23 protein-coding genes and 1 riboswitch are annotated in these 25,184 nt (G+C 52.3%); of the genes, 5 read left to right on the forward strand and 18 right to left on the reverse strand.

Going from position 1 to position 25,184, the window contains the following annotated elements; all coding sequences use genetic code 11:
* On the reverse strand, window positions 1–195 hold a 195-nt coding region (locus V4U88_RS26070), incomplete at its 3' end, for a helix-turn-helix domain-containing protein (RefSeq protein ID WP_334076114.1).
* Between the two features lie 426 nt (window positions 196–621).
* Here V4U88_RS26070 and V4U88_RS26075 point away from each other — a divergent pair.
* Entirely contained in the window at window positions 622–1,029 is a 408-nt protein-coding gene (locus tag V4U88_RS26075) for a hypothetical protein (protein ID WP_334076115.1), read from the forward strand.
* 101 nt (window positions 1,030–1,130) lie between these two features.
* Here V4U88_RS26075 and V4U88_RS26080 read toward each other — a convergent pair whose 3' ends face one another.
* From V4U88_RS26080 to V4U88_RS26115, 8 genes are all read right to left on the reverse strand, one after another.
* A complete protein-coding gene (locus tag V4U88_RS26080) occupies window positions 1,131–2,165 on the reverse strand; it encodes a LacI family DNA-binding transcriptional regulator (RefSeq protein ID WP_334076116.1) in 1,035 nt (344 codons plus the stop codon).
* 89 nt (window positions 2,166–2,254) lie between these two features.
* Complete coding sequence (locus tag V4U88_RS26085; protein ID WP_334076117.1) at window positions 2,255–3,088, reverse strand: carbohydrate ABC transporter permease; 834 nt, start codon at window positions 3,086–3,088, stop codon at window positions 2,255–2,257.
* A complete protein-coding gene (locus V4U88_RS26090) occupies window positions 3,088–3,930 on the reverse strand; it encodes a carbohydrate ABC transporter permease (protein WP_334076118.1) in 843 nt (280 codons plus the stop codon). The genes V4U88_RS26085 and V4U88_RS26090 overlap by 1 nt, the downstream gene beginning before the upstream one ends.
* An 81-nt stretch (window positions 3,931–4,011) precedes the next feature.
* Window positions 4,012–5,391, reverse strand: a complete 1,380-nt coding sequence (locus V4U88_RS26095) for an ABC transporter substrate-binding protein (protein WP_334076119.1) — start codon at window positions 5,389–5,391, stop codon at window positions 4,012–4,014.
* A 222-nt stretch (window positions 5,392–5,613) separates the two neighbouring features.
* Complete coding sequence (locus V4U88_RS26100; RefSeq protein ID WP_334076120.1) at window positions 5,614–6,123, reverse strand: GNAT family N-acetyltransferase; 510 nt, start codon at window positions 6,121–6,123, stop codon at window positions 5,614–5,616.
* A 166-nt stretch (window positions 6,124–6,289) separates the two neighbouring features.
* Window positions 6,290–7,060 carry a succinate dehydrogenase iron-sulfur subunit gene (gene sdhB / locus V4U88_RS26105; protein WP_334076121.1) on the reverse strand — a complete coding sequence of 257 codons (771 nt, stop codon included), beginning with the start codon at window positions 7,058–7,060 and terminating at the stop codon, window positions 6,290–6,292.
* Between the two features lie 14 nt (window positions 7,061–7,074).
* Window positions 7,075–8,820, reverse strand: a complete 1,746-nt coding sequence (gene sdhA, locus V4U88_RS26110; RefSeq protein ID WP_334076122.1) for a succinate dehydrogenase flavoprotein subunit — start codon at window positions 8,818–8,820, stop codon at window positions 7,075–7,077.
* 42 nt (window positions 8,821–8,862) lie between these two features.
* On the reverse strand, window positions 8,863–9,534 hold the full coding sequence (locus tag V4U88_RS26115; protein WP_334076123.1) for a succinate dehydrogenase cytochrome b558 subunit: 672 nt from the start codon (window positions 9,532–9,534) through the stop codon (window positions 8,863–8,865).
* Between the two features lie 239 nt (window positions 9,535–9,773).
* Between V4U88_RS26115 and V4U88_RS26120 the strand changes: the two genes are divergently transcribed.
* Window positions 9,774–10,676: a LysR family transcriptional regulator gene (locus V4U88_RS26120; RefSeq protein ID WP_334076124.1), complete on the forward strand. Its 903-nt coding sequence runs from the start codon at window positions 9,774–9,776 to the stop codon at window positions 10,674–10,676.
* Window positions 10,677–11,387: 711 nt separating this feature from the next.
* Here the strand turns inward: V4U88_RS26120 and V4U88_RS26125 are convergent.
* The 3 genes from V4U88_RS26125 to V4U88_RS26135 all read right to left on the reverse strand — a co-directional run bounded on the left by V4U88_RS26125 (window position 11,388) and on the right by V4U88_RS26135 (window position 15,083).
* Window positions 11,388–12,635, reverse strand: a complete 1,248-nt coding sequence (locus tag V4U88_RS26125) for a cation:proton antiporter (protein ID WP_334076125.1) — start codon at window positions 12,633–12,635, stop codon at window positions 11,388–11,390.
* Window positions 12,636–13,070: 435 nt separating this feature from the next.
* Entirely contained in the window at window positions 13,071–13,733 is a 663-nt protein-coding gene (locus V4U88_RS26130) for a potassium channel family protein (protein WP_334076126.1), read from the reverse strand.
* Between the two features lie 15 nt (window positions 13,734–13,748).
* Window positions 13,749–15,083, reverse strand: a complete 1,335-nt coding sequence (locus V4U88_RS26135) for a TrkH family potassium uptake protein (RefSeq protein WP_334076127.1) — start codon at window positions 15,081–15,083, stop codon at window positions 13,749–13,751.
* Between the two features lie 78 nt (window positions 15,084–15,161).
* Window positions 15,162–15,321: riboswitch (cyclic di-AMP (ydaO/yuaA leader) on the reverse strand.
* A gap of 285 nt (window positions 15,322–15,606) precedes the next feature.
* On the opposite strand from V4U88_RS26135, the gene V4U88_RS26140 reads away from it, so the two are divergent.
* Window positions 15,607–17,268, forward strand: a complete 1,662-nt coding sequence (locus V4U88_RS26140) for a CPBP family intramembrane glutamic endopeptidase (RefSeq protein ID WP_334076128.1) — start codon at window positions 15,607–15,609, stop codon at window positions 17,266–17,268.
* Between the two features lies 1 nt (window position 17,269).
* Here V4U88_RS26140 and uvrC read toward each other — a convergent pair whose 3' ends face one another.
* Together uvrC and trxA are read right to left on the reverse strand one after the other, a co-directional pair.
* On the reverse strand, window positions 17,270–19,213 hold the full coding sequence (uvrC, locus tag V4U88_RS26145; protein WP_334076129.1) for an excinuclease ABC subunit UvrC: 1,944 nt from the start codon (window positions 19,211–19,213) through the stop codon (window positions 17,270–17,272).
* Between the two features lie 113 nt (window positions 19,214–19,326).
* Window positions 19,327–19,644 carry a thioredoxin gene (trxA, locus tag V4U88_RS26150; protein WP_334076130.1) on the reverse strand — a complete coding sequence of 106 codons (318 nt, stop codon included), beginning with the start codon at window positions 19,642–19,644 and terminating at the stop codon, window positions 19,327–19,329.
* Between the two features lie 271 nt (window positions 19,645–19,915).
* Here trxA and V4U88_RS26155 point away from each other — a divergent pair, with 271 nt between their 5' ends.
* Window positions 19,916–20,071, forward strand: a complete 156-nt coding sequence (locus tag V4U88_RS26155; protein ID WP_148456859.1) for a YqzM family protein — start codon at window positions 19,916–19,918, stop codon at window positions 20,069–20,071.
* Between the two features lie 66 nt (window positions 20,072–20,137).
* On the opposite strand, the gene dnaI is transcribed toward V4U88_RS26155, so the two are convergent.
* The 3 genes from dnaI to V4U88_RS26170 all read right to left on the reverse strand — a co-directional run bounded on the left by dnaI (window position 20,138) and on the right by V4U88_RS26170 (window position 23,903).
* The gene (gene dnaI / locus V4U88_RS26160; protein WP_334076131.1) at window positions 20,138–21,091 is read right to left on the reverse strand and encodes a primosomal protein DnaI; all 954 of its coding nucleotides are present in this window, start codon (window positions 21,089–21,091) and stop codon (window positions 20,138–20,140) included.
* 488 nt (window positions 21,092–21,579) lie between these two features.
* Window positions 21,580–23,109, reverse strand: a complete 1,530-nt coding sequence (locus V4U88_RS26165) for a DnaD domain protein (RefSeq protein ID WP_334076143.1) — start codon at window positions 23,107–23,109, stop codon at window positions 21,580–21,582.
* A 500-nt stretch (window positions 23,110–23,609) separates the two neighbouring features.
* Window positions 23,610–23,903 carry a YuiB family protein gene (locus tag V4U88_RS26170; RefSeq protein ID WP_334076132.1) on the reverse strand — a complete coding sequence of 98 codons (294 nt, stop codon included), beginning with the start codon at window positions 23,901–23,903 and terminating at the stop codon, window positions 23,610–23,612.
* Between the two features lie 214 nt (window positions 23,904–24,117).
* Here V4U88_RS26170 and hemQ point away from each other — a divergent pair, with 214 nt between their 5' ends.
* Window positions 24,118–24,864, forward strand: coding sequence for a hydrogen peroxide-dependent heme synthase (gene hemQ / locus V4U88_RS26175; RefSeq protein ID WP_334076133.1), 747 nt, complete (start codon window positions 24,118–24,120; stop codon window positions 24,862–24,864).
* Between the two features lie 65 nt (window positions 24,865–24,929).
* Here hemQ and V4U88_RS26180 read toward each other — a convergent pair whose 3' ends face one another.
* Complete coding sequence (locus V4U88_RS26180; RefSeq protein WP_334076134.1) at window positions 24,930–25,184, reverse strand: hypothetical protein; 255 nt, start codon at window positions 25,182–25,184, stop codon at window positions 24,930–24,932.

A 25,184-nucleotide genomic window follows, 5' to 3' on the forward strand; every position in this document is an offset into this window, starting at 1 on the left:
GCGTTGCAACTCTTGAACATGTTCGTCTGCCGCAGGAATTTCTTCAGGCGAAATAGAGTCCCGGTGATCTCTAATCCAACTACGGACAGTCTCAGGGTGGACGTCGTACATTCGAGCCAATACCCCCACCTTAACACCTGCCATCGCTTCTTTCACAACTTTTAAACGTTTTTCTTCATTCAACCTTTTTCCCATACCGATCATCTCCCTTTGTCCTAAGTTTAAATTATTGGGCAGGGAGACTCCAGTTTAATTAGGGGGCCTTAGAGGATTTGCATCTTTTTTCGCATACGCTCGTGGACCGGCTTAAATACCTGCAGATTTGCATCTTTTTGGAGTCGGGAGTGTTGGAAATCTTGGAACCGCTGGAGATATTCTCATTTTCTCCTACTACGATGTCTGATGAGGCACTAGTAACTACCTGGCTCACTGCAATCAGGTTCACTTTTACAGGATAGACCTAGGAGGGAAAATACCCGAATGAAGACCAAAATCTTTATCGCTTTCTTTATCATTGGGCTGCTAGTTCTTTGCAATCAACATGCCAAACTAAAGCCGGATTCCTTTTCGGCTAAGGATATGTGTATTCGATCTGATCGGGGATCAAAAATTTGTTATGGAATGAGCCGAGATCGAGTAGAAAAAATTTTAGGCCAAGGCGACGGGAACACGGAAGAGTATTACGATGCCGGAACGATTTATTACCGCAATGATAAAGTCGTCGGAATTTCCCTAAGTAAAGAGAACGGGTTCCAGACACCGCGAGGGATTCGCATCGGGTCAACGAAGGATGAGGCCGAGAAAAAATACGGCACCCAACATAAAGTTGACGCTGCCCCGAACGGATTGTTGTACAGCTTCTACCGATTCAACCGGAAGCCGCTGGAAATGCAAGCCATAAAAAGTGAGAAGTCAGACAAAAAAAGGGAGGGAATTTACCAAATATGGATTATGTCCGACGATCGGGATTTTGTCGATGAGATCATGCTATTTGATGAACGACTATGGATGGATTTGCGGAATTGGTGAAATTAACATCATGGCACTTTAGGATCAAGGGAGAACGATCATCGCAAAAGCCCCCTATCGATCGGATTTTATTCCGGGAGACAAGGGGCTTCTCTGCGACATCAGCGGGAAGGAGGAATGGTGGACTCTCTTACAACCAGCTCGGCAGGGAATGTTTTATGGGCATGCGTCGTTTTTTTATGAATCAGATCGAACAGGATTTTGATCGTCTCTTCCGCGATTTCCTCAACCGGCTGACGGATCGTGGTAATCGACGGATTATAGTAGTAGGCGATATCCAGCCCGTCGAAGCCGGCCACCGAATAATCTCCGGGAACCGATTTTCCGCTCTCGAAGATCGCCTTGCAGGCCCCGACGGCCAGACTGTCCGACACGGCAAACAGCGCGGTAAAATCCTCCCCCGAAGCCAGCAACTCCTTGGTAACGACATAACCGTTCTCCATGGAATAGCTTTCGATGTCTTCTTTCATGGAAAGCACCAGCCTGTCATTCAGTTTCAGGCCATGGTCCTCCAACGCTTTCTTGTATCCTTCATACCGGAGCTTTCCGATGCTCACGTCATCCATGGAAGCCGTAAGGATCGCGATCTTCCGGTGTCCCTGCTTGCACAAATAATCCACGATCTTATAGCTCTCCTTGAAGTCATCGACCGAGACGGAGGAATATTCGTGCGGATCATACTCCGGGGTCATGCCGATCGTACTTAGCACAAAAGGAACCGTCAATTGCTCCAGCTTCTCCTTCGTATGCAAAAAATAACCGCCGAGAAAGACGATCCCTTTCAACCGTTTCTCCTTCTCCAGTTCGATCGCCACTTCGATCTCGTCCTGGTTCTCGTCTACCCGTTGAAGGATGAAGGAGTACTTCTTGCGTTGAATTTCTTTCTCAAACACTTGGATCATCCGGTTGAAAAAAGGGTTGGTAATCCCCTTAATCAGCACGGCGATCGTTTTGGAAGCGGAGCGCTTCAAATTCCGGGCGCTGTTGTTCGGAACGTAATGATTCTCCTTGATGACCTTCATAATCATCGCTTTCGTTTCTTCGCTGATATCGGGATGATTATTGATGGCCCGGGAAACCGTCGTCACGCCAACCCCGCACATCTTCGCAATATCGATAATTGTCATTGAAGCCATATCCGATCTTCCCTTACCTCGTAATTTCTACATTCTCTTAGAAAATATAGCAATTAAAAACCTGGAAGACAAGGGCGGCAGCTTCCGAATTAGCCTTTAACCGCTCCGGCAACGACCCCTTCGATGATGTATTTTTGGCACACCAGATAAAATATGATGATCGGCAAAATAGCCAGCACCAGCATCGCCATCATGGCCCCCATATCAATGGAACCGTAGCCTCCCTTCAAATACTGGATAGCGATCGGAATCGTTCGGTATTCGGTTCCGATAACAAGCAATGGCAGAAGATAGTCGTTCCAGACCCACATGACGTTCAAAATCGCCACCGTAATCGCAATCGGCTTCAAGATCGGCAGCACGACCAGAAAAAAGGACTGAACCGGGTTGCAGCCGTCGATTAAATCGGCCTCCTCGATTTCCAACGGGATCGATTTGACGAATCCGCTGAACAGGAAAACCGACAGCCCCGCGCCGAATCCGAGATAGATGACGATGATACCGATCGGGTTGTCCAGATGCAGCACATTGGCCGTCTTCGTCATCGTGAACATGACCATCTGAAAAGGAACGATCATGGAGAAGACAAAAATATAGTAGAGCAGCTTAGTAAATCCGGTTTTCACCCGGGTGATGTACCATGCCGTCATGGCCGTAAGGAGCACGATCACCGCGACGGAACAAACCGTAATGAACAGCGACATGCCAAAGGCGTTGAAAAACCCCGTTTTGACGACGCCATCCGTATAGTTCTTTAAGCCGACAAACATCTGGCCGTCCGGAAACAGAAACGGGGTATCGCTAATGAAAAATTTTCCCTTGAAGGAGTTCATCAGCACGATCAGAATCGGCGCAATGAAAAGAACGGCGAGAACCAGCAAAACCGTGAACAGCGCCGCGTCTTTTCCTCTCGTCTTGGGCATCAGTTCTCCACCTCCTTTCTTCTCGTCGCGACAAGCTGAATCAGGGCGATTAAAGCCACCAGCACGAAGAAAACGACCGCTTTGGCCTGGCCCACGCCTTCCCAGCCGACATTGCCGTAGAACGTATTATAAATATCCAACGCCAGCATCGAGGTTTCCTTTGACGGGGCCCCCGCCGTAAGCGCCAGGTTCTGGTCAAACAACTTGAAGGAATTCGACAGGCTCAGGAACAAGCAGATCGTAATGGAAGGCATGACCAGCGGCAGGGTCACGTTCCGTAATATCCCGAAACGGGTGCAGCCGTCGATTTTGGCGGCTTCGATGACATCCTTTGACACGTTCTGAATGCCCGCGATATAAATAATCATCATATACCCGATTAATTGCCAATTCATAAGAATCACGAGCCCCCAGAAGCCGTATTTGGCACTGGTTGTCAACGTAGCTTCAAATTTGATCAGTACGCCGTTGAAGATCAGCTGCCAAATGTAACCAAGCACGATCCCTCCGATCAAATTGGGCATAAAAAAAATCGTCCGGAACAGGTTCGTCCCCCTCTTCCCCCGGGTCAGCATCATCGCCAGGAGGAAAGCAAACAGGTTAATGCTGATGACGGCTATCACCGCAAATTGAACAGTAAACCAGAGCGCATTTAAAAAATCCTGATTCGAGAAGGCTTTGATATAATTGCCGATGCCCGTCCATTTTGCATCCGTCACGGTCGTAAACTCTGTAAACGATAAATAGACGCCGAGCAGAAACGGAATGATAAAAATGACCGTAAACGCCAGAATCGTCGGCAATGCAAAAAGGGCGAAATATCTTTGTATCGATTTTTGCATGGTTTTGTTCTTCTCCTTATCCGGAATTGGAAGGGGCGAGGCAAAGGCCCCCCGCCCCCTGTTCATCTATCGGTTCAAGTCTTACTTGGCTCTCTCGGTTTTCCAGCTGTCTTTGAAGATCGTGACGACTTCTTCCCAGGTTTTGTTGCCTTGGGCGTACTGCAGCAGCGCATCGCCGAACATGTTTTTGAATTGCTCGCTAGGGAAAGCCGCAAAGGTCCATGGCACCGAAACGATGCCGTCCTTGGCCATCCAGTTCGTGACTTCCTTGGCCAGCGGGTCGGCCGGCTTTTCTTCTTCCTTAAACGTATTGAAAGGAGCGATAAAGCCCAACTCGTTCGTGACGTAAGCCTTGCCTTTGTCGCTGGAGAACAGCCATTCCAGGAACGCGATCGAGGCCTGCTGCTTTTCCGGAGAAACCTTGCTGTTTACGGCCAAATAGTTTTCCGTACCGATCGCCAAGCCTTGTTTCTCTTCTCCGCTCATTCCGGTGTAAATCGGCAGGAATTTGACGTCCTCGGCTTTGACGACATTTCCCCCCACCTCATTGATTTGCGACCAGGCCCAGTTCCCGTTTTGCACCATCGCAGCCTGGCCGAGCGCAAATTCCGCCATGGAATCGGTTACGGATTTGCTGCCGAGCAGCGTGCCTTTCGTGACCGAATTTTGCAGGTAGAGGTCGAACGTATTTTTGTAGTTCTGATTGTATTTGAATTCGACCTCTTTGGTAGCCAGGCCGGCCAGCACCGTGTTATCGAAATCCTTGTTGTCCTTGAACTCATAGTAGAGCGGAAGGTTGGCCAGATGCGTGTGCCATCTCCATTGCTCGCCCGCCGCCAGGGAGGTGGAGGCGAACACGCCTTTAATCCCCAATTGCTCCTTCTTCGCGGTCATGTCTTCTACAACCGCTTTCAATGTAGCGAAGTTGTTCACCTCGGCCATCGAGGAGACGGAAGCCGCCTTATCCGGCAATGCGAAATACTTCTTCATGATGGCGTCATTGTAAATAATGCCGTACCCTTCGACGACGTAAGGAATCCCGTAAACGCCCCCTTCACTGGTTACGGCCAGGCTTTGGTCCGACAAGTAGCTGTAGAGCTTGGTGTCCTTCAGATCCAAGGTGTAATTCTTCCAGTGTTGATAGCCCACGGGACCGTTCATTTGAAAAATGGTAGGAGCGTCGGATTTGGAGATTTCCGATTTTAAGGTCGTCTCATACGTACCTGCCGCGGCCGTAACCACCTTCACTTTGACCCCGGTTTCCGCTTCGTAATCCTTGGCGATTTTTTTGTAGACCGCCTCAATTTCGGGCTTGAAGTTCAGAAAGTAAATTTCTTGGGCCTTTCCGGACTTACTGCCTCCCCCGGATCCGCCGGCATCTTCTTTACTACTGCAGCCAACTGCCAATCCGGCAACCAAAGTCAGGGCAAGCATCAAAAAAAACAGCTTCTTCAATTTCATCCTCTCGTTCCCCCTTGGATTCATCTTGTGATAACAAGGTAATGAAGGCGCTTCCCGAAAATTCGACATCGTTCTCGGTAACGATCCCGAAAACAATACCGGAAACTTTATCGGTAACGTTTTCAATTACATGCTCATAGTAGCACATCGCCTTGAACTTCGGCAATATGAAAATTCAAAAGCACCTATAGGCACAAAAAAGAGAGCGGCCGCCCTCTTATATTAAAGCTCTTTATAGTAATAAATCGTAGCTTCCAACCGTCCGTCCGTTGACCGTGCATAGCCCGGAATCCGGCCGGCCTCCCGGTACCCCAGGGATTGATAAAGCAGGTTGGAAGGGTCCCCTTCCCGTGTATCCAGAATAAGCAAGCTTCGTTGCTTCTCCACTGCGGCCTGTTCCAACCTCGCCATCAGCAGGCGCCCGATTCCCTTCTTCCTGAAATCCGGATGCACCATCAGCTTGGCCACCTCCGCTCGGTGCGCTCCATTTGCTTTCGCGGCCAGATGCAACTGCACCGTTCCCAAGATCATCCCGCCGCTCGCGGCTACCCAGAGCAGCACCCCGGGCTCAAGGGCTTGATCCCAGTAATCCGCAGCCTCCTCAAAGCCTAAAGGAGCGAGAAATCCGACAGAAGCGCCGTCCGCCACGACGGAGATCAGCAGTTCCGATAACTGCCGCCGCTGCATTGCATCCAATGACTCCACGCTATATATTTCTACCTGTCCGTCCATAAAGCTCCTCCCGTTTTTCAGTTGGCGGCGGCCTCCTGCCTCCTGCCGAGTTTTATAATTATTCTAATCTTTCAGCTTCGAATACCGCAAGACTTCCATTAACCCCTTTTAAATTACATGAAAAAAGACCGGGATTCCCCGGCCTTCTTCCTCCGCTTTACGCGGACTATACCCCCAACCAGCGTTTAAACATATGCTTGGTCGTGGCTTTGTTCATTTCGGCGATGGAGGTCGTCAGCGGGATGCCCTTCGGACAGGCGCGAACGCAGTTCTGCGAATTGCCGCAGCCCTCGATACCTCCGTCCTCCATCAGCGCTTCCAGCCGTTCCTCGGCATTCATCTCCCCGGTCGGATGCGCGTTGAACAAGCGCACCTGGGAAATGGCGGCCGGCCCGATGAAGTCGGTCTTCTCGTTGACGTTCGGGCACGCTTCCAGACAAACGCCGCAGGTCATGCATTTGGACAGCTCGTAAGCCCACTGCCGCTTCTTCTCCGCCATCCGCGGCCCCGGCCCCAAATCGTACGTTCCGTCAATCGGAATCCAGGCTTTCACGCGTTTCAGCGCATTGAACATCCGGCTCCGGTCAATGACCAGGTCGCGTACGACCGGAAAAGTCCGCATCGGCTCGATACGGATCGGCTGCTCCAGGTTGTCGACCAGCGCGGCGCAAGCCTGCCGCGGCTTGCCGTTGATCACCATGGAGCAAGCCCCGCACACCTCCTCCAGACAGTTGGACTCCCAACAGACCGGAGCCGTCGATTCTCCCTTTACATTGACCGGGTTCCGCTGAATTTCCATTAAAGCGCTGATCACGTTCATGCCGGGACGGTAATCCAGTTCGAATTCTTCCGTATAGGATGCGGAGTTCGGGTCGTCCTGGCGTGTGACGATGAACTTGACTCTTTTCGCTGTTAATTTCGGTTCCGCTGTAGCCATGGTTTTCTCCCCTCCTATTTATCCTTCGAGTAATCACGAATCCGCGGCGGGATCAAAGAAACGTCCACTTCTTCATAAGAAATCTGCGGTCCGTCCGGCGTCCACGCCGCCTTGGTCGTCTTGAGGAATTCCTCGTCATTCCGTGTCGGAAAATCAGGCTTATAATGTGCGCCGCGGCTTTCATTGCGCAGCAGCGCCCCCAGCGTCATCGCTTCGGCCAACTCCAGCATGTTCCACAGCTGGCGGGTAAACGAGGCGCCGGTATTGTTCCACCGCGACGTATCGTTGATGTTGATGTTCTTGTAACGCTGCTTCAGTTCCTTAATCTTGCCGATCGTCGCTTCCAGCTTGCTGTTGTAACGGACCACCGTCATATTATCGGTCATCCACTCGCCAAGCTCCTTGTGCAGCACGTACGGATTCTCCGCGCCATTCATGGCGAGGAGCCCCTCGTACTTCTCCTCCTGCCGTTTCCGATATCGGTCATATACCGCCGGGCTGATGTCCTCCGCCGACTTCTTCAGGCCGCGGATGTATTCCACAGCTTTCGGTCCCGCGACCATTCCGCCGTAAATGGCGGAAACCAAAGAATTGGCGCCCAGCCGGTTCGCCCCATGGTATTGGTACTCGCATTCCCCTGCCGCAAACAAGCCGGGTATGCTGGTCATCTGGTTAAAATCTACCCACATGCCGCCCATGGAATAATGGACCGCCGGGAAAATCTTCATCGGAATTTTGCGCGGGTCGTCCCCCATGAATTTTTCATAGATTTCAATGATCCCGCCGAGCTTCACGTCCAGTTCCTTCGGATCCTTGTGCGAAAGGTCGAGGTAAACCATGTTCTCCCCGTTGATCCCCAGCTTCATGTCGACGCACACGTGGAAAATTTCCCGGGTCGCGATGTCGCGCGGCACCAGATTGCCGTAGGCCGGGTATTTTTCCTCCAGGAAGTACCAGGGCTTGCCGTCCTTGTACGTCCAGATTCGGCCGCCCTCTCCGCGCGCGGATTCGGACATCAGCCGAAGTTTGTCGTCCCCCGGGATCGCCGTCGGGTGAATCTGGATAAACTCGCCGTTCGCATAATGAACGCCCTGTTGGTACACGGCGCTGGCCGCCGTCCCCGTATTGATGACCGAGTTGGTCGTTTTGCCGAAAATGATGCCCGGGCCGCCCGTCGCCAAAATCACCGCGTCGGAAGCGAACGTGACCACTTCCATGGAACGCAGATTTTGAGCGCAAATGCCGCGGCAAGCGCCCTCGTCATCCAGCACCGCGGACAGGAACTCCCAGTTTTCGTACTTGGTCACGAGACCTTCGGCTTCGTAGCGGCGGACCTGTTCGTCCAGCGCATACAGGAGCTGCTGCCCTGTCGTCGCTCCCGCAAAAGCCGTCCGGTGGTGCTTTGTGCCGCCGAAACGGCGGAAATCCAGCAGCCCTTCCGGCGTCCGGTTGAACATAACCCCCATGCGGTCCATGAGGTGGATGATGCCCGGAGCCGCTTCGCACATCGCTTTGACCGGCGGTTGGTTAGCGAGGAAATCGCCGCCGTAAACCGTATCGTCGAAGTGCTCCCAAGGGGAGTCGCCTTCGCCTTTGGTATTGACAGCTCCGTTAATCCCGCCTTGGGCGCATACGGAGTGGGATCTTTTGACCGGAACGAGCGAGAACAGTTGAACCTGTACCCCGGCTTCGGCCGCCTTGATCGTGGCCATGAGCCCCGCCAGACCGCCGCCGACGATAATGATGCTTTGTTTAGCCATCTCTATTTCAACTCCTAAACGAAAGTGTGTAGCGTGATTTTTTTAGCCGATAAAGACTCTAAAGGTTTCCAGCAGCGCGGTGCCTTCCGCCTGAAACTCCGAGCCGCGGAACGCAAACATCGACCAGGTAAACAGTACGGCCGTGATCACAAACAATCCCATGCAGATATAGGAAGAAACCCGCTGAGCCCGCGGTCCGACCGTAATTCCCCAACTGACCATGAACGACCACAATCCGTTTGAGAAATGAAAAGCGGAAGCGATGACGCCGATCAGATACAGAATGAAAAACACCGGAGTCGTCAAAATATGGTGCATGACGCCGCCCAGTTCCTCGTGCGTCACGTTGCCGAGCGCCACCTGAACCCGGGTTTCGTACAGATGCCAAATGACGAAGACAAACACGATCACGCCCGTCACCCGCTGAAGCAGGTAGCGCAGGTTCCGTTCATTCCGAAACCGGTTGTTGTTGGGCTTCGCCTGAAAAGCGATGTACATGCCGTACACCCCATGATACAGCAGGGGGAGCCAAATCCCGAAGGTTTCCAACACGATAACCAGCGGCAAGCCGTTCAGGAAAGCGACGGAATCCTTAAACCCTTGCGGCCCGCCCTCCACGGCGGAAAAGTTCGTCAGCATGTGTTCCAAAATAAAAAAGCCGAGCGGAATGACACCCAGGAGCGAGTGCAGTTTTCTGGAATAAAACCCTTTCATAAGTCCATATACCCCTTTCCCGTTTCCAACGTTCCTCATATCTCTTTTCATTTCACCATACTTCGACTGCTGGACGTATATGATAAATTACACGTTGCCGCAGCCGATTCCCCTTGTTACAAAAGTAACATGTGAACAACTTGTGTCACTTTTCATGTTACTCCTTTTTATCTTATAATGGAATTGCAATATACTTATTAATTGTTATAACTTTTTCGCATAAGAGGAGGAAAGCGGCAATGCTGGAAGATTTGCTGGTTTTCACCACGGTCGTCGAACAGTCCAGCCTGAATAAAGCGTCCAAACTGCTGAATTTGTCCCAGCCCGCTCTGTCCAGAAAAATCACTAAACTGGAGGAAGAATGGGGCGTATCGTTGTTTACGCGAAAAGGGAAACGGCTCGAGTTGACCCGCGTCGGACACGAGGCCTATATCTATGCCCTGGAGCAGCGCCAGCGCCACCACAATTTCCTTCAGTCCGTCTCCCGGTTCAAAGCGTCCGAGCGCACCGTTGTTACATTAGGCGCGAGTCTGACGACCATTCAAACGACGCTTCCGCCGCTCGTCAAAGCCCTGATGGAGAAATTTCCCGACATCGAGCTGAAACTTGTGACCGGAAAGACGCATGAAATTGTGGCTCACATCCGCGACCGCAAGGTGGACTTGGGGGTGGTCGCCTCTTCCATTAGCGAAGCGGGCCTTCGCTGTATCCCGCTGTTTCAGGACCATCTGGAACTTGTCGTCCCCCGGGGGCATGAATTGGCCGAAAACCGGCACGCCGGAATGGAGGATCTGAACGGCCGGTCTATGATCGTCTTTTCCAAGGGAACCTGGTACCGGAAACTGATCGACGATTTGTTCGGGCGCTACGGGATCATCCCCGATATCCGCATGGAGATCGACTCGTTCGAAGCGATTGTCCGGCTGCTGCCTACCTGCAAGGCCGCGGCATTGCTGCCCAAATCATATCTCCGCAAGCAGTTGCTGCAGGATAACGGACTCGTCTCGCTTCAAATGAAAGAGCTGGACCAAACCCGGCGGGAAACCTGCCTCGTTTACGGGGATAAATCCGAACTGAGTACAGAAACGCAGGAATGGATTTCGAAAATAAAAGAAAGCGTGGTGGAAACACTTGCCTTGTAGCTTGCGAGGGTAGCGGGCTTGGAGCCACTTGACGTGCTGCCGGCTGGCGAGACCGGAGGGCTAAGGGCTACCAAGGCGTGAGACTGGTATGGAAGCCCGGCCGATATGAAGCCTTGCGGCTAGCTCGCAGGATTAACGGAAGAAAATCCATTGGCTCGAAAGTCCTTGCCCCTTGCTCCCGTTTGCCTTGCACGCCATCTTAAGTAAATTCCGCCCACAGTCCGGGGCCTTGGCACGCAGAAGCCAGATGTGTTGGTTGAGTAAAATGATCTGTTCGAATATGGGGAGGTACGTGGTGGTTGGCGTCCGTTTTGAGAGGTTCAAAGTGTTGTACTGAAGAGTTAAGTAGTCTGCTGTACGGTGAGCCAGATTTGCGTTGTCCCGTGTCTGATGCGGCTACAGAGCCAGCAGTGTGTGTGATACGTTACTAGTTGTGCGGGGCCGGTGCCATTTCATGCGACAATAACGGGAAAAACTCCTGTTAATTCGGCCCCAAAAACCGCGGTCAGCTAGTTAACTGGAAAAACACCCGTTAAATTTCGGCTAAACGGCCAATTTACCGCTTAGGGCGCCGAATTAGATGGAGAAATTCCAGCTAATCCGGTTGAAAGCGGGGACATCTCTAATTTAATGGGAGAAATTCCAGCTAATTTTATACCCGACGGGTTAACCCGCGGGGAAGTTCGATTCCCGCTTCCTGCCTCGTTGCATTTACGGCCTGGCCGCTGCTTCCTCCCGGATCTCCAAGCCCAGCTTTCGGGCCACCCAAGCGGTGGTGCTAGCCTGGACGACGATGGTCAGCACGATCGCCATAAACGTAATCGCCGAGATCACCTCGGCATGCGGAATCCCCATGCCGACGATCATCCCGGACAGGGCGGCCGGAATGACCCCGGTCTCGCGGACCCAGCACATAAACAGCAGCTCCCGCCAGCTCCACTGTACGCTCCGGTCCGGCAGAGCGCAGAGCAGCACCGTCAGCGGGCGGGCCACAAACATAAGCACCAGCACGGCCCCCAGGCTCTGCCAGAAATAATGGCCCAGCGTCCCGAAATCGACCTGGCTGCCCAGCAGAACAAAGATCAGCATGCGCAGGATCACGGTCGTATTTTCGGCGAAAGCGCCCATCTCCAGCTGTTTATCGCCCATCGATAAGCGAAAGACCCCGGCGTTCCCCCAAATCAAGCCGGCCACAAACGTAGCCATAAACCCGCTGACATGCAAAAGATCCGCAACAAGATAACTGGACAAGGCGCAGACCATCATCACGATCGTCGTGTACTCTCTGAGGACCCCATATTTCACATGTCCCGTGAAAAAGGCCAGCACGCCGGAAATGACCAGTCCAACGGCAATCCCTCCGCTTGCGGTCGTCAGAAAATCCCCGGCCATTCCGCCAAAATCCAAAGTCCCGCTGCCTCCGGCCGCGGCCAGCAGAGCAAACGTGACGATCGAACCCGTCGCATCGTTGAAAGCCGATTCGCTCTCCACTGTCTCCCGCACGCGCTCCTTGATCTTCACCTGCTTGAACACGGGGATGATCGAGGCCGGATCAGTAGAGGCAATGACCGCGGCAGCCAAGAAGGCGATGATCCAATCCACACCAAACAGAAAGTGAACGCCCAGTCCGACGACGAGGACGGAGATAAGCACCCCCGGGATACTGAGCAAAGTTAGGGTCATCCAGACCTTCCGCAGCCCGCCCAGATTTAAATTCCGACCGCCGTCAAACAAAATCAGCGCCGAGCCGACCGTCAGAATCAACTGGTTGATCAGCGAACCGCCGGACTCGTGAATCAACTTGAAGCCGGGCCCCATTAACATGCCTACCGCGATAAAAACGGCGACGTCAGGCAGCTTGAACAGGGAAGCGAGCTTGCCCGATACCACTCCGATGCTCATCACCAATAAAATTAAAATAAGAAAATGCCGGATCGCTTCCGCCGCTGCCGATTCCATGCCAGGTCACACTCCAAATTTTTTTACGCTATATTAGGTTGAACTATAAAATTGGCGTTGGGCAAGGGTGTGAACTGGTTTCGCGATATGTTGCTAACATCCACAATTGTAGATATAAAGTGCCACCGTCGGAGTCTACAACATTACCGGGAAAATCTCCCGTTAATGTATCGCTCTTGGCTCTTGGATCGAATTTAGCTAGAAAAGCTCCATCTATTTCGCAGCCCTTTTGCCGATATACACAATTTCAGACGGATTAGCGGGAGGTTTTCTAGCTAAATCACCTCTGACGCCGCATACGCACCAAATTAACGGGAAGAATTCCCGTTAATCTGAACCAAACCATCAGTTGCAGGCCAAGCGTGTAAAAGGAGCCCTTTACACGGAATCAATCGTTCAACTTATATAGCCTTATTTTCTTAAATAAAGGGGAGATTAATCATTTATGATAGCTTCGAATTCCTCGATGTTCTTGTTGGCGCCGATAATCACCATAATATCGCCGGCGACCAAATGATCCATTGCCGTCGGGGCGATGATAATGCCATTCTCCCGATGGATCGCCACGATGCTGCAGCCGAAGCGGGCGCGCGGGTTCAAATCGCCCACATTTTTACCGTTCAGACACGTTGGCACCTTCAACTCCACGATGCTGAATTCTTTGGACAACTCGAGATAATCGAGCAAATTGGGGGTCACAAGCTGATGGGCCACGCGAATCCCCATGTCCCGCTCCGGAAAAATCACCCGGTCAACCCCCAGTTTCTCCAATGCGCGGCCGTGTAGAACCGAAATCGCTTTGGCCACTACCGTCTTGATGCCCAGATCCTTCAGAAGAATCGCGCTCAAAATGCTCATCTGAATGTCGTTACCGATGGCGACAATTCCGCAATCGAAGTTCCGTACGCCGAGGGACTTAAGCACCTCCTCATCGGTCGCGTCTGCTACCACGGCATGCGTGAGCAAATGGCTCCACTCTTCAACGACGTCCTCGTTGCGGTCCACGCCCAATACTTCGTAACCGAGTTCCATCAGCTCCAGTGCCAGACTGGAACCGAAGCGCCCCAATCCGATCACGACAAACTGCTGTGTCTTCATCTTGTCCTTTTCCCCTTATCCGATAATCATTTTGCCCTCAGGATGCCTGTATAATTCTTTACCCTGCTGTGGTCCCAGCGCATAAGCCAGGGTGAGCGGCCCGAGCCGCCCGGCGAACATGGTAAAGCTGATAATGATTTTCCCCATGACGGTCAGTTTGCCGGTCAGTCCCATCGTCAAGCCGACCGTTCCGAACGCGGAAGTCGCTTCAAACAGGATGCTCAGAAAGCTGGCGTCCTCCGTCGTGGACAGCACCATCGCCACAGCGACGACGAGAAAAAGCGCCAGCATAGTGATCGTAACCGCCTTGAAAATACGCTCTTGGGCCAGCCGGTACCGGAACAGCACGAGATCCGACCGCCCCCGGATCATGGAAATCACGGCACCCACAAGAATCGTGAATGTCGTCGTCTTGATGCCGCCCCCCGTCGAGCTGGGCGAGGCGCCGATAAACATCAGAATAATGATAAAAAACTGGGTGGCCTGCCGCAGCGCCCCGATATCCAGCGTATTGGCTCCCGCCGTTCTCGGCGTCACCGACTGGAAGAAGGAAGCCAAAAACTTCCCGTCCCATCCCAGCGGCTCAAGCGTCTTGGGGTTGGTAAATTCAAAAATGAATATCACCAGAGCCCCCACCAAAATCAAAGCGGTGGTCATCGAAAGCACCACTTTGGTATGCAGCGAGAACTTGCGGCGCTTCCGGAACTCGATCAAATCCGATACAACGATAAACCCGATTCCCCCCGACACGATAAGAAACATCGCGACGAAGTTGACGACCGGGTCGCTAACATATTGGGTCAGGCTCCGGTATTCCCCGAACAGATCAAATCCGGCATTGTTGAACATGGAGACGCCGTGAAAAATCCCGTAATAAATCGCCCGGCCGAGCGGCATATCGAAGGACCAGCGAATCGCAAACACAAGAGCGGCGCCGGACTCAATGATCAGCGAGTAAAGCAGGACTTTGCGAATCAGCCGGACGATGCCCTCCATCGTATTCTGGTTCATCGCCTCCTGAAGCAACAGACGGTCCTTTAGCGAGATTTTCCGCTTCAACACGAGAGAGAACAGCGTGGCCATCGTCATAAACCCCAGGCCCCCGACCTGAATCAGCAACATAATGACTACCTGTCCGAACGTGGAAAAATAAGTGCCCGTATCCACCACCACAAGTCCGGTTACACAAGTTGCCGAGGTCGCGGTAAACAGCGCATCGATCCAGGGAAGCGATTCTCCGGTTGTACTGGAAACCGGAAGCATCAGCAGAAAAGACCCGAGCAGGATAATGGCCGCGAATCCCAGCACCAGAACCTGCGGCGGGGAGAATTTAAACCATTTGGAAAGCAAGGCGGTTCACCTCATTTTGTATATTGGACAAAAAAGTACAAAAGAAAAAAAAGCACTGGAAATCCAATGCCTTTTGATTGGTCCCTGCAGCAAAGGCCTACGAGGTTAGCTGACGGATTCGGGCTTGCTAGGTCTGCCCTATTCGCCGTCGCAACAAGCGAGAATGCTTGCCGGAAGCGAAATTCACCCCTAAAGATCGGTTCCCCCGTTTTCAAAAGAAATTCGGCCAATTTATGAAGTTTCATTATTTTCATTGCATTTTCGTCAAAAGGATTATAAGCCTTATTCGGCCGCACTACAAAGTGATATTTCGATGAAATTATGCGATAAACGCCGAAAAGGGAGGAAACAAGCTTTATGGTATCCCTTTATCTAAGCCATGCTTTGCTTTCCCAACGTTATTGCGCATTTTCACATTTTCTCCTCCATCTATGGCGAAGCGCCGCCCCCTGTGTTATCTTTTACTGTGACATCGATTTGTCAAAATCATACGGATTCCAAAAAATCAAAAAGGAGTTTTGACATGTATTCCGACCTAAAACCGCGGCGCCGGATGAAGAACGGAACCTTGTGGGGGCTTGCCGCCCTGGGATTGATTTTGTTTGTTCTTCTCCAAATCTACCCTTCAACGGCCTCCGAAACCCTGCAGCTGGAACAATCGGCGCAGGTGCTCACCAAGGACCAGGCCAAAGCGGCCGCCCTTAAGTTTGCGCAGGACGAACTCGGGGTTTCTCCCGGAGAAGAAGTCATCGTCACTTATCAGACCCGGGCCGAAGTTTACGGTTATTTGACCAAAGAGAAGTTAATGAAGGATTACCTGGAGAAATATGACAAGCAGTTTCCTTATGATGTGTTCCGCGTTTATTTCGGCCTGTCCGACGAAGGGTGGGACGGGGTTACTATCGACATACATATGACGACGGGAAAGGCGGTCGGATTTAAAAAGATTCCGAAAACCGACTTCCTCGCCCCGCCAAATGAGCTGGAAAGCAGCGAGGGACTCTTGCTTGGCCTGGACGAAAAAGTCGAGCTGGCCCAGCCCTATCTGAAGGCGCTCGGGTACGGCGAGCAAGGCGCTCCTGCGGTAGACGAAACCGCCTCCGGGCTCCGGTTAACATTTAACGATTACAAAATCGGCGACGCCCGGGCCCAAATGGATATCAGCTTTAAAGATCGGCAAGTTGCGGAAATCACCAGCTATTTTGAGGTACCGCAAAACCATACCAACTATGTGAAACGGCAGACGACCATCGCCAATTGGCTAACTTATGCGGGCTATGCCTTGTTCACGTTCGTACTCGGAATTCTTGCCATTGTATACAGCGCCCTAACGCGAGCCTATACTTCATTCAAACGCGGGATCGTGCTCGCTTCTGTCTATTTTCTGATCTCGATGGGCTCGGCTTTGAATATGCTGCCGTTCCTGGAATCGGAAGGCGTTGACGGTGCGCTCCTGATATTCGGACTCGTTGTTCAAGGGCTCGTCACGCTGATTCTGGCCGCGTCGATCTACTTCTCTCTCGTCGGCGGTGACGGACTCTGGCGCAAGCAGGGAATCAACCTGTGGGCCCGGGCCAAAGAACGCGGATATGGGCGGCATGTGCTGTCATCCATGGCGGACGGCTATGCCTGGGCGTTGATCCTGCTCGGCGTGCAATCGGTCATCTTCTTCATTCTTGAACGCACGATTCATACATGGTCCACGACCGATGCCACCCAGTCGCCTTATAATATGCTCTATCCGGCACTCCTCCCGCTGCTGGCCTGGGTAGCTGGAATTGGGGAAGAGGCCGTCTACCGGCTGTTCGGAATACCGATGCTGAAAAAAATGTTCCGCAGCACGCTGGCCGCCAGCATCATCACCACGCTGATCTGGGCCTTCGGCCACACGCTGTATCCGATCTATCCGGTGATTTCCCGGCCGATCGAGCTGCTGTTCATCGGCTTGCTGTTCAGTTATATTTTCCTGAGATACGGCTTTATCGCCGTCATGTTCGCCCATGTTATCTTCGACAGCATTCTGATGTCGCTCAGCGTCATGTTCATGGGCGGAACCCTCAACATGGTGTCCGGCCTGTTCTTTATTGTTCTCCCGGCCATCGTGGCTTATGTGATTTATTTGTTCAACCCTTCGGGCAAAGAGCGGCCTTCCGCTTCCGGGGCACAAAAAGAGGAGCCGCTATAAGCTATAGCGACTCCTCCTCCCGCAGGGCTTGAATGATTTGGTTGGCGAGCTTATCGCCGATGGAAAGGGGCCGGAAGTCTTCGACGGAGGCCTCTTTTATTTTTTTGAGCGAGCCGAAATGCTTCAACAGCGCTTTCCGCCGCTTCTCCCCGATGCCGGGAATGGCATCCAGCTTCGAAACGACCATCGATTTGCCGCGCTGCTCCCGGTGAAATGAGATCGCGAAGCGGTGGACCTCATCCTGAATCCGCTGCAGCAGATAGAACTCCTGGCTGTCGCGCGGCAGGTGCACCGGCTCGGGCGGTTCCCCCACCATGAGCTGGGCCGTCCGGTGCTTGGCGTCCTTGACCAGACCGCCCACCGGAATAAACAGGCCGAGCTCGTTCTCCAGCACGTCGATCGCCGCGGAAATCTGCCCTCTGCCGCCGTCCACGATGATCAGGTCCGGCTGGGGCAGGTTCTCCTTCAGAACACGCTCGTATCTGCGGCGAATGACCTCGCGCATCGTTTCGTAATCGTCCGGACCCTGAACGGTCCGGATTTTGTATTTCCGGTATTCCTTTTTGGCCGGTTTCCCGTCGATAAAGACAACCATCGCGGATACCGGATTGGTCCCCTGGATATTCGAGTTGTCGAACGCCTCGATCCGCGACAATTGCTCCAGGCCGATGGCCTGGCCCAGGTTCATGGCCGCGCCCATCGTCCGCTCTTCGTCCCGCTCGATCAGGCGGAACTTCTCTGCCAGCGCCACGCGCGCATTCTCCTCGGCCATCGTCACCATCTGCCGCTTGAGACCACGCTGCGGAACAAGCGTCTTCACGCCGAGCCACTCCTGCAGCGCCGTAGCACCGCTGTCCGCGTCCAACAGCGTTTCCGCGCCACCTCCGCCTTCGCCACCATCCGAGGCGTTCCGCCGCGTCCCGCTTTCCTCAGCGGCGTCCGCGGACTCCGCCTTGTCCGGAAGCAGGATTTCCTTGGGCAGCGCCGGGTTGTCGCTGTAATACTGCGTCACGTAGGACAGAAAATCGCTGTACGCCTCCCCGTAAAAAGGAAATACCGAGGCATGGCGCTCGATCATTTTTCCCTGGCGCATATAAAGAATCTGTACGCACATCCAGCCTTTGTCCACCGCATAGCCGAACACGTCGCGGTCCTTGGCGTCGGCCGTGGTGATCTTCTGTTTTTCCATCAGCGCGTCGATATTCTGGATTTGATCCCTTAATTCTTTGGCACGCTCAAAATACAGCTCTTCAGCGGCTTCATGCATTTTCCGCTCCAAGTCTTTACGGATTTCCTCATGACCGCCGCTCAAGAAAGAATGGATCTCCTGCGTCATCTTCTCATATTCCGATGGCGGGACTTCTTTTTCGCAGGGCGCTAAACACTGGCCCATATGGTAGTACAGACAGACTTCCTTCGGCATCACATTGCATTTGCGCAGCGGATACATCCGGTCAAGCAGCTTCTTGGTCTGTTGGGCCGCATAGGCGTTCGGATACGGTCCGAAGTACTTGGCTTTATCTTTAACCACCCGGCGGGTGACTTCCAGGCGCGGATGGGTTTCATTCGTTATTTTGATATAAGGAAACGTCTTGTCGTCTTTTAGCAATACGTTATAACGCGGATAATGGGTTTTGATCAGGTTGCACTCCAGAATGAGCGCTTCCATGTTGCTGCCGGTCACGATATATTCGAAATCCCGGATTTCGGAAACCAGACGCTGGGTCTTGCCGTCATGACTCCCGGTAAAATAGGAACGCACCCGGTTCTTCAGCACCTTCGCCTTGCCGACATAGATAATCTTCCCGTCTTTGTTCTTCATCAGGTAACAGCCGGGCAAATCCGGCAGCAGAGCGAGCTTATGGCGGATGTTCTCCATCGCCTTCTCCTTGTCCTGTTCCCGCTCCTTCTCCTGCTCCGGAGCTTCATTCGATACGGAATCCATGCTTTAAAGCCTCCTCCCCCACATGGAACAAATTGCCTACTTTTACGCAGAAAGCGCCCCCGGGACATGCCGGAGGCGCAGACCAAGCGTTCAAGGATGCATTCTTCTTGACCTTATTGATGTTTGGCGATCAGACTCTTCAGCTTATCCTTCGGATTCAAGCCCACGACTTTGTCCACGGGTTGACCGTCCTTGAACAGAATCAAGGTAGGAATGCTCATTACGCCGAAACGGGAAGCGGACTCGGGATTATCGTCCACATTGACCTTGGCGATCTTCACGGAATCGCCGATTTCACCGTCCAACTCCTCCAGAATCGGAGCGATCATTTTGCAGGGACCGCACCAAGGAGCCCAGAAATCCACCAATACGATGCCTTGCCCTTCGACTTCGTTATTGAATGTTTGATCGGATACATTAACAATTGCCATTTGCAATCTCCTCCTTATATTTGTGCCCGGAAGTCACCACGGTTTTCCGAACATATTCTCTGGAATGATTAGCATTAAAGAGCACTACCATCTAAGCAGGCGTGCGTGTTGACAATTATACCACATTTTTTTAGTAAAAGAAAAATCGTAATGAAGACGCCTTCTTTACAAATTTCAAAGCGATTGGTTATACTAATAATAACCCAAAAACGAATTGTCTATGATGTTTATTATTGACAACGAGTTTATTTTGCGAGGAGGCCGCGTCGCCATGGATGCAAATACGCATGTGAACGATCCCCGGGAGCATATCAATGAAGAACCCCGTAACGATCTCTTCGATTTGATGAACGGTTTCTTCGGAATGCTCACGTTTATGGCCGTTGTGTTCTTCGGTATGGTCATCGTGAAATTTATTGCCGGCTAAGGCGCAAAAGATGCAAAAAGAGCCGGGCTCTCCTTCAGCGGGAGAGCCCGGCTCTTCGTTATTCCTTTAATCGCGTCCGCGTTTATTCGTCCCTCTGACGGTGACGACATCCACAAACGGGGCGATCCGGTCCATCAGCCGCTGCCCCTTGTGCAGCTCCTCGCCGTCCTTGCTGGTAAAGCTGAGGTGTTTCTCAAGTACGTTTAAGGAATAGTTCGATGTATAAAAAGTAGGCTTACGGTTCATCCGATAATTCAAAATCGAGCCCATCACATGGTCCCGCACCCAAGGATTCAGATTCTCCGCGCCGATATCGTCGAAAATCAGCAGATCCGCCTGCTTCATAACCTCGGTCGTCTCTTTCAGCTTTTGGCTGTCCTGCAGCATGGACTTCAGGTCCTCCACGAACTCGGGCATATAGACGATCACTCCGGAATAGCCTTCCTTCGCCAATTCATGCAGCAAATAACACATCAGAAAGGTTTTCCCCGTGCCGAAATGACCTTCCAGATACAAGCCCCGCGTCTTTAAACCCGATTCTTTCGTCTCGTTGATATACTTGAAAATCTGGCTCACGGCCGGAGCCCTCATGCTATCCTTGGCCATAATCTCCACTTCGTCATAGCCTAGCTGCAGGGCTCTTTCATCGACATAAAAACTGCGAATCCGTTTCTTGACGGAGATTTCATGCTCATGGCGCAACTGTTTGGGACAGGGAACCTGATGATCCACCAATTGGGGCCCGGTTCCGATTTGCTCAACGGTTAATTTGGTAAAATGCCCGGGAAAATCGTTCGGGCAGCGCTCCAGCCCGGGACAATTCGCACAACGCCGGCTGTCGTTCACATATTGGTACAGCTTGGCCATCCCGCGAATCAGCTGCTCTTCCTGCAGCTCGGGGTGGCGGATGCATAAATCACGGACTAAAGGCTCGTTCAGCATCCTTGCGTTTAATTCCTCCGACCGGCGCCGCAGCTGCGGACTTTTGATTTGCGACAGCAATTCCCCGAGGGACTCCATGGTTGTTCACCTTCTTCCTTTCGTGAGTTTAATTACCTACAGCCTCCGCGCCATAAAGGTTAATAAAGGGGGAGTCTCGTACCTCATCAGACATCGTAGTAGGAGAAAATGAGAATACGCTGCTTCAACTATGATTTGGAGTGAGATTCTTGATAAGTACGCAGTCTCACGCCCACAGACATCCAAATCGTATTAGGCCCATGGGCTATCAAGGTCCCTAGTGCAATTCCAACACTCCCCATCTTTCCAACTCCAAAAGATGCAAATCTGCAGGTATTTACGCCAATTCACGAGGGGATGCGAAAAAAGATGCAGAATCTGCAGGAATTTCTATTGCGATTTTAGAGAAACGAGCCGGTTTCATCGAAAATTCCTGCAGAATTGCAGGAATTCTCAAATTTTTGTTCCGAACAAGAAAAAAACATGCATATATGCAGGAATTCTATGTTATCAAGGTTGTCTGATGGGGTACCAGCGACTTGGCGTGATTACCCTTTCTTCTTGCTCGCTTTCATTTGTTCGGCCATTTTCAGCAGTTCGGCAAATTCCTCTTCCGAAACGGCCTGCTCCGCCCCCGTACTCTGGACGATCGGAATTTCCGGCTTCGGCTTCGCTCCGCGGCTGCCATAAGTCCTTCCCCGGCCTCCGGCGGTAGCGTTGGATGAGGCGGCGACTTTATCCTTCACCTTTGCCTGGTCGCGAATATACTGCACCGCCTTCTCATAGGTGTTGATCTGTTTCAACAGCATGTTCGAAGCGATGGCATCGACAAAATTGCGGTTGATCCGCTGTTCGCCCCCCGAAGTCAGCAAGGCCATCAGATAATGAATCAGCACATTGATGACTTCGCCCGGCAGCTTGTAGTTCAAATCGATTTTCTCGAAAATATCGAGTAGGTTATCGGGCACCGCGCCCGGGAAAAAAGTTTTCAGCAAACGGGTGTAAGGCTCGTTCCTCAGCATCATATTATACTGATGCACATCGCATTTGCTCTGAAACTGCGGCGGAACTTCCACATAGAACTCCATCTGCACGGCGACTTCCTCCTGCGCGTGCGCCGCTTCGGCTCCCCTTGAATCTTCGCCGCGCAAGGTCACGACCTTGGCGAAGGCAACCTCCCGTTCCTCCCGGCGGCGTTTGCCCTGCCGGAAATGCAAGTTGGCCTTGTGCTGCAGCTCATCCAGCAGCAAATTGCCGGCCACAGGATCGAATACCCCGTCTTCATCCAGCAGGCGGGACAGGTCCTGCACGCTGAGGTCGTATTTGCGGGCCACGTAATTGACGATGCCCATGCCCTCGGGATCGAAGCGAAGCTTCTCCACGTAGGCGCGGTTTACGGATTCCCGCGGGAAGCGGAGGATGATGTCGGCGTAATTGATCGCCGCCTCTTCCTCGACGGCCTTGAGTCCGGGCTGTCTCGCGATGGACGTTTCCGCGATCGCCTGCTCCAACTCATAATCTATCGAATGCGCGTTCAGTTCGAAAATTTCATAGAACGGAACGGAGATATTTTCTTTATTGTAATTCAGGCCGTACATGTCGCCGGGCTCCATCCGGAAGAAGCGCTCACGCAGCGATAAGACCGCAAACTTGCCGATTTTGTCGCGCAGCAGCAGCGTCAGATGCTGGGTTCGAAAAAATTCGGCCGGGGACAGCGGCGCCTGAAGTTCGTATTCATACAAATAATCGTCGCTGTCCGGTATGTACAGACGGCTCGTTTGCAGCAATCCCACCGCTTCCAGCTTGGAAGCCTGCTCGATTAAACACGCGCGACCTTTATCGCCGGGTTCCAGGCCCATCGTCAAAAAAAGGCCCCTCTGCTGCTCCACGGCCGAGTACCCCACTTGATCGATCGGAACCTGTTCCGCCAGCAGCCGGTAAAACGCGATGGCCAGCGCACCGACCATCGGCTGATAAATCAATCCGAGCATTTTATCATCCACGGGACTGAGTGAGAAGTCACGGTAAACGCAGTATCGGTGATTTTCGGTAAAATGCAGCATGTTGTTCATGCGCACGGCTTCATCGCTCCTTCCCATTTCTCGTACTTTGAGACTTTTTCTATTCTATCACAAATCGGGGCGACCCGAATCGTTAAAACTTTACAAAAAACGCGGAAAAATCCCCTCCTGCACCCCGGCAGACGGGCATGCTTTCTTTTTGGCTAAATCTGGCGGGGAGGACATCATTTCATAGACTGGACAGAGGCGCTATCGCCTGAGGGAGCGAGGCAGCCAGAATAACGGGAATTCCTCCCGTTATTTGGATGCTTATGCGGCTGCAGAGGCAAATTAGCCGGAAAAACTCCCGCTAATTCGCCTATAACCAGGGGATATCAGCGGTTGGGCCACGAAATAGATGGAGTTTTTCTATCTAAAATCGGGCCCATGGCCCAAAACTGAAAATTAACAGGAGGTTTTCCCGTTAATGTAAGCCATCAGGTGTGCCGTCGAGCCAAAAAAAGCTCCGGGCCTCAGCCCGGAGCCCTACTTGCGGTCCCATTTCCGTCAGAGTAGACTTAGAACATTTTGTATCCGCCCAAACGCAGCTTGCGGATCGTCCATCCGCTTAGAATTGCGCCGGCCAAACCCGCCAGCGCGGTCAGATAATCGACGAGTCCAAAGGAAGCCAGATAGGCCCCGAAGGTTTGATCATGCCCCCAAAGGCTGTACACTACGATCGGCAGAATGACAAGTATGAAAATATACGCAGGAAACCAGGTTGTTTTCATTAGCATATTCAAAATAAAGCCGATGCCGAACATCATGACAAAGAACAGAACCATCAGCACTAAAACAATGAGCCAACCCACCTATGTTCCCACCCTTTCAGAATCGCACTATAATTTAGATCACACCTATAAGAACTAGTAGATAGTTTACTAAAAAATATGTTGCGAATCAATGAACATTACCTGAAAGAGCGATGAATTCGTTTGCCCCACTCCTCCCCATTAGGATACAATAAGGAAAGTGCATCCGGTTTTTTAGATGATGAACAATTTGATGATACAGGAGTGATCCCCTATGAACGAAGCCGCCTTGACATTGGAGGGATGGTACGCCTTGCACGATTTCCGTTCCATCGATTGGTCGGCCTGGAAAGCGGCGGATGACGAGGAACGGGCGGGTGCTCTGGAGGATCTGCACCAATTCCTTCAGGAATGGAACGCCTTTGAGCAGGAAGGTAAAGGCAGCACCGCCGTGTACTCCATCGTGGGCCAAAAAGCGGATTTCGTATTTATGCATCTGCGCGAGACGTTGGAGGAATTGAACGCGCTGGAGAACGCTTTTAACAAGACGACGTTCGCCCAGTATACAACGAAAGCCTATTCTTACGTCAGCATCGTGGAATTGAGCAATTACATGGGCTCCGGAGACGGCGATCCGAAAGCGAATCCGGAAGTGATGGCCCGGCTCCAGCCGATTCTGCCGAAGTCGAAGCATATCTGCTTCTATCCGATGAACAAAAAGCGTGACCTCAGCGATAACTGGTACATGCTGTCCATGGAAGAGCGGCGGAGCATGATGCGCAGCCACGGGATGATCGGACGCGGGTACGCCGGCAAAGTCAAACAGATCATCACCGGGTCCGTCGGACTGGATGATTGGGAGTGGGGCGTTACCCTGTTCTCCGACGACGCCTTGCATTTCAAGAAACTGGTCTACGAGATGCGCTTTGATGAAGTCAGCGCCCGCTTCGGCGAATTCGGCTCTTTCTATGTCGGCAATTTGTTGAATGAGCAGCTGTTTGAAGAGATGCTGAAACTGTAAAAAAGAAACTCAAAAAAGCGCGAGCCGCGGGATCCCCCGTTTGCTCGCGCTTTTTGCCGTACCCTTTACTCGTCGTCCCCGTCTTGACGCTCCCGCAGGGACTCCATAAACTCCGCCGTGGCCCGGTCCCGGTCCCGGCTCTTCTCCTTCAACCGCTCAATCGCCGGAAGAATCAAAATATCCACTTCCCGCTGCACGGTATAGGCCAAATCGTATTTACCCTGGGATTCCAGGAAAGAACCTACCTCCATCAGGGTGTTGTACCGGTCAAGCTCCTCCCGCGTCAATAGCCCTCTGACTTGCACGCTGCAGTGGCGCAT

This window comes from Paenibacillus sp. A14 (assembly GCF_036864815.1).
Classification (GTDB): domain Bacteria; phylum Bacillota; class Bacilli; order Paenibacillales; family Paenibacillaceae; genus Fontibacillus; species Fontibacillus sanfengchensis.

What these genes read in the sequence shown, in the direction of transcription:
- V4U88_RS26075 (WP_334076115.1), top strand. Translation starts at nt 622, where the DNA reads ATGAGCCGAGATCGAGTAGAAAAAATTTTAGGCCAAGGCGACGGGAAC.
- V4U88_RS26080 (WP_334076116.1), bottom strand. Translation starts at nt 2,165, where the DNA reads ATGGCTTCAATGACAATTATCGATATTGCGAAGATGTGCGGGGTTGGC.
- V4U88_RS26085 (WP_334076117.1), bottom strand. Translation starts at nt 3,088, where the DNA reads ATGCCCAAGACGAGAGGAAAAGACGCGGCGCTGTTCACGGTTTTGCTG.
- V4U88_RS26090 (WP_334076118.1), bottom strand. Translation starts at nt 3,930, where the DNA reads ATGCAAAAATCGATACAAAGATATTTCGCCCTTTTTGCATTGCCGACG.
- V4U88_RS26095 (WP_334076119.1), bottom strand. Translation starts at nt 5,391, where the DNA reads ATGAAATTGAAGAAGCTGTTTTTTTTGATGCTTGCCCTGACTTTGGTT.
- V4U88_RS26100 (WP_334076120.1), bottom strand. Translation starts at nt 6,123, where the DNA reads ATGGACGGACAGGTAGAAATATATAGCGTGGAGTCATTGGATGCAATG.
- sdhB (WP_334076121.1), bottom strand. Translation starts at nt 7,060, where the DNA reads ATGGCTACAGCGGAACCGAAATTAACAGCGAAAAGAGTCAAGTTCATC.
- sdhA (WP_334076122.1), bottom strand. Translation starts at nt 8,820, where the DNA reads ATGGCTAAACAAAGCATCATTATCGTCGGCGGCGGTCTGGCGGGGCTC.
- V4U88_RS26115 (WP_334076123.1), bottom strand. Translation starts at nt 9,534, where the DNA reads ATGAAAGGGTTTTATTCCAGAAAACTGCACTCGCTCCTGGGTGTCATT.
- V4U88_RS26120 (WP_334076124.1), top strand. Translation starts at nt 9,774, where the DNA reads ATGCTGGAAGATTTGCTGGTTTTCACCACGGTCGTCGAACAGTCCAGC.
- V4U88_RS26125 (WP_334076125.1), bottom strand. Translation starts at nt 12,635, where the DNA reads ATGGAATCGGCAGCGGCGGAAGCGATCCGGCATTTTCTTATTTTAATT.
- V4U88_RS26130 (WP_334076126.1), bottom strand. Translation starts at nt 13,733, where the DNA reads ATGAAGACACAGCAGTTTGTCGTGATCGGATTGGGGCGCTTCGGTTCC.
- V4U88_RS26140 (WP_334076128.1), top strand. Translation starts at nt 15,607, where the DNA reads ATGTATTCCGACCTAAAACCGCGGCGCCGGATGAAGAACGGAACCTTG.
- uvrC (WP_334076129.1), bottom strand. Translation starts at nt 19,213, where the DNA reads ATGGATTCCGTATCGAATGAAGCTCCGGAGCAGGAGAAGGAGCGGGAA.
- trxA (WP_334076130.1), bottom strand. Translation starts at nt 19,644, where the DNA reads ATGGCAATTGTTAATGTATCCGATCAAACATTCAATAACGAAGTCGAA.
- V4U88_RS26155 (WP_148456859.1), top strand. Translation starts at nt 19,916, where the DNA reads ATGGATGCAAATACGCATGTGAACGATCCCCGGGAGCATATCAATGAA.
- dnaI (WP_334076131.1), bottom strand. Translation starts at nt 21,091, where the DNA reads ATGGAGTCCCTCGGGGAATTGCTGTCGCAAATCAAAAGTCCGCAGCTG.
- hemQ (WP_334076133.1), top strand. Translation starts at nt 24,118, where the DNA reads ATGAACGAAGCCGCCTTGACATTGGAGGGATGGTACGCCTTGCACGAT.
- V4U88_RS26180 (WP_334076134.1), bottom strand. Translation starts at nt 25,184, where the DNA reads ATGCGCCACTGCAGCGTGCAAGTCAGAGGGCTATTGACGCGGGAGGAG.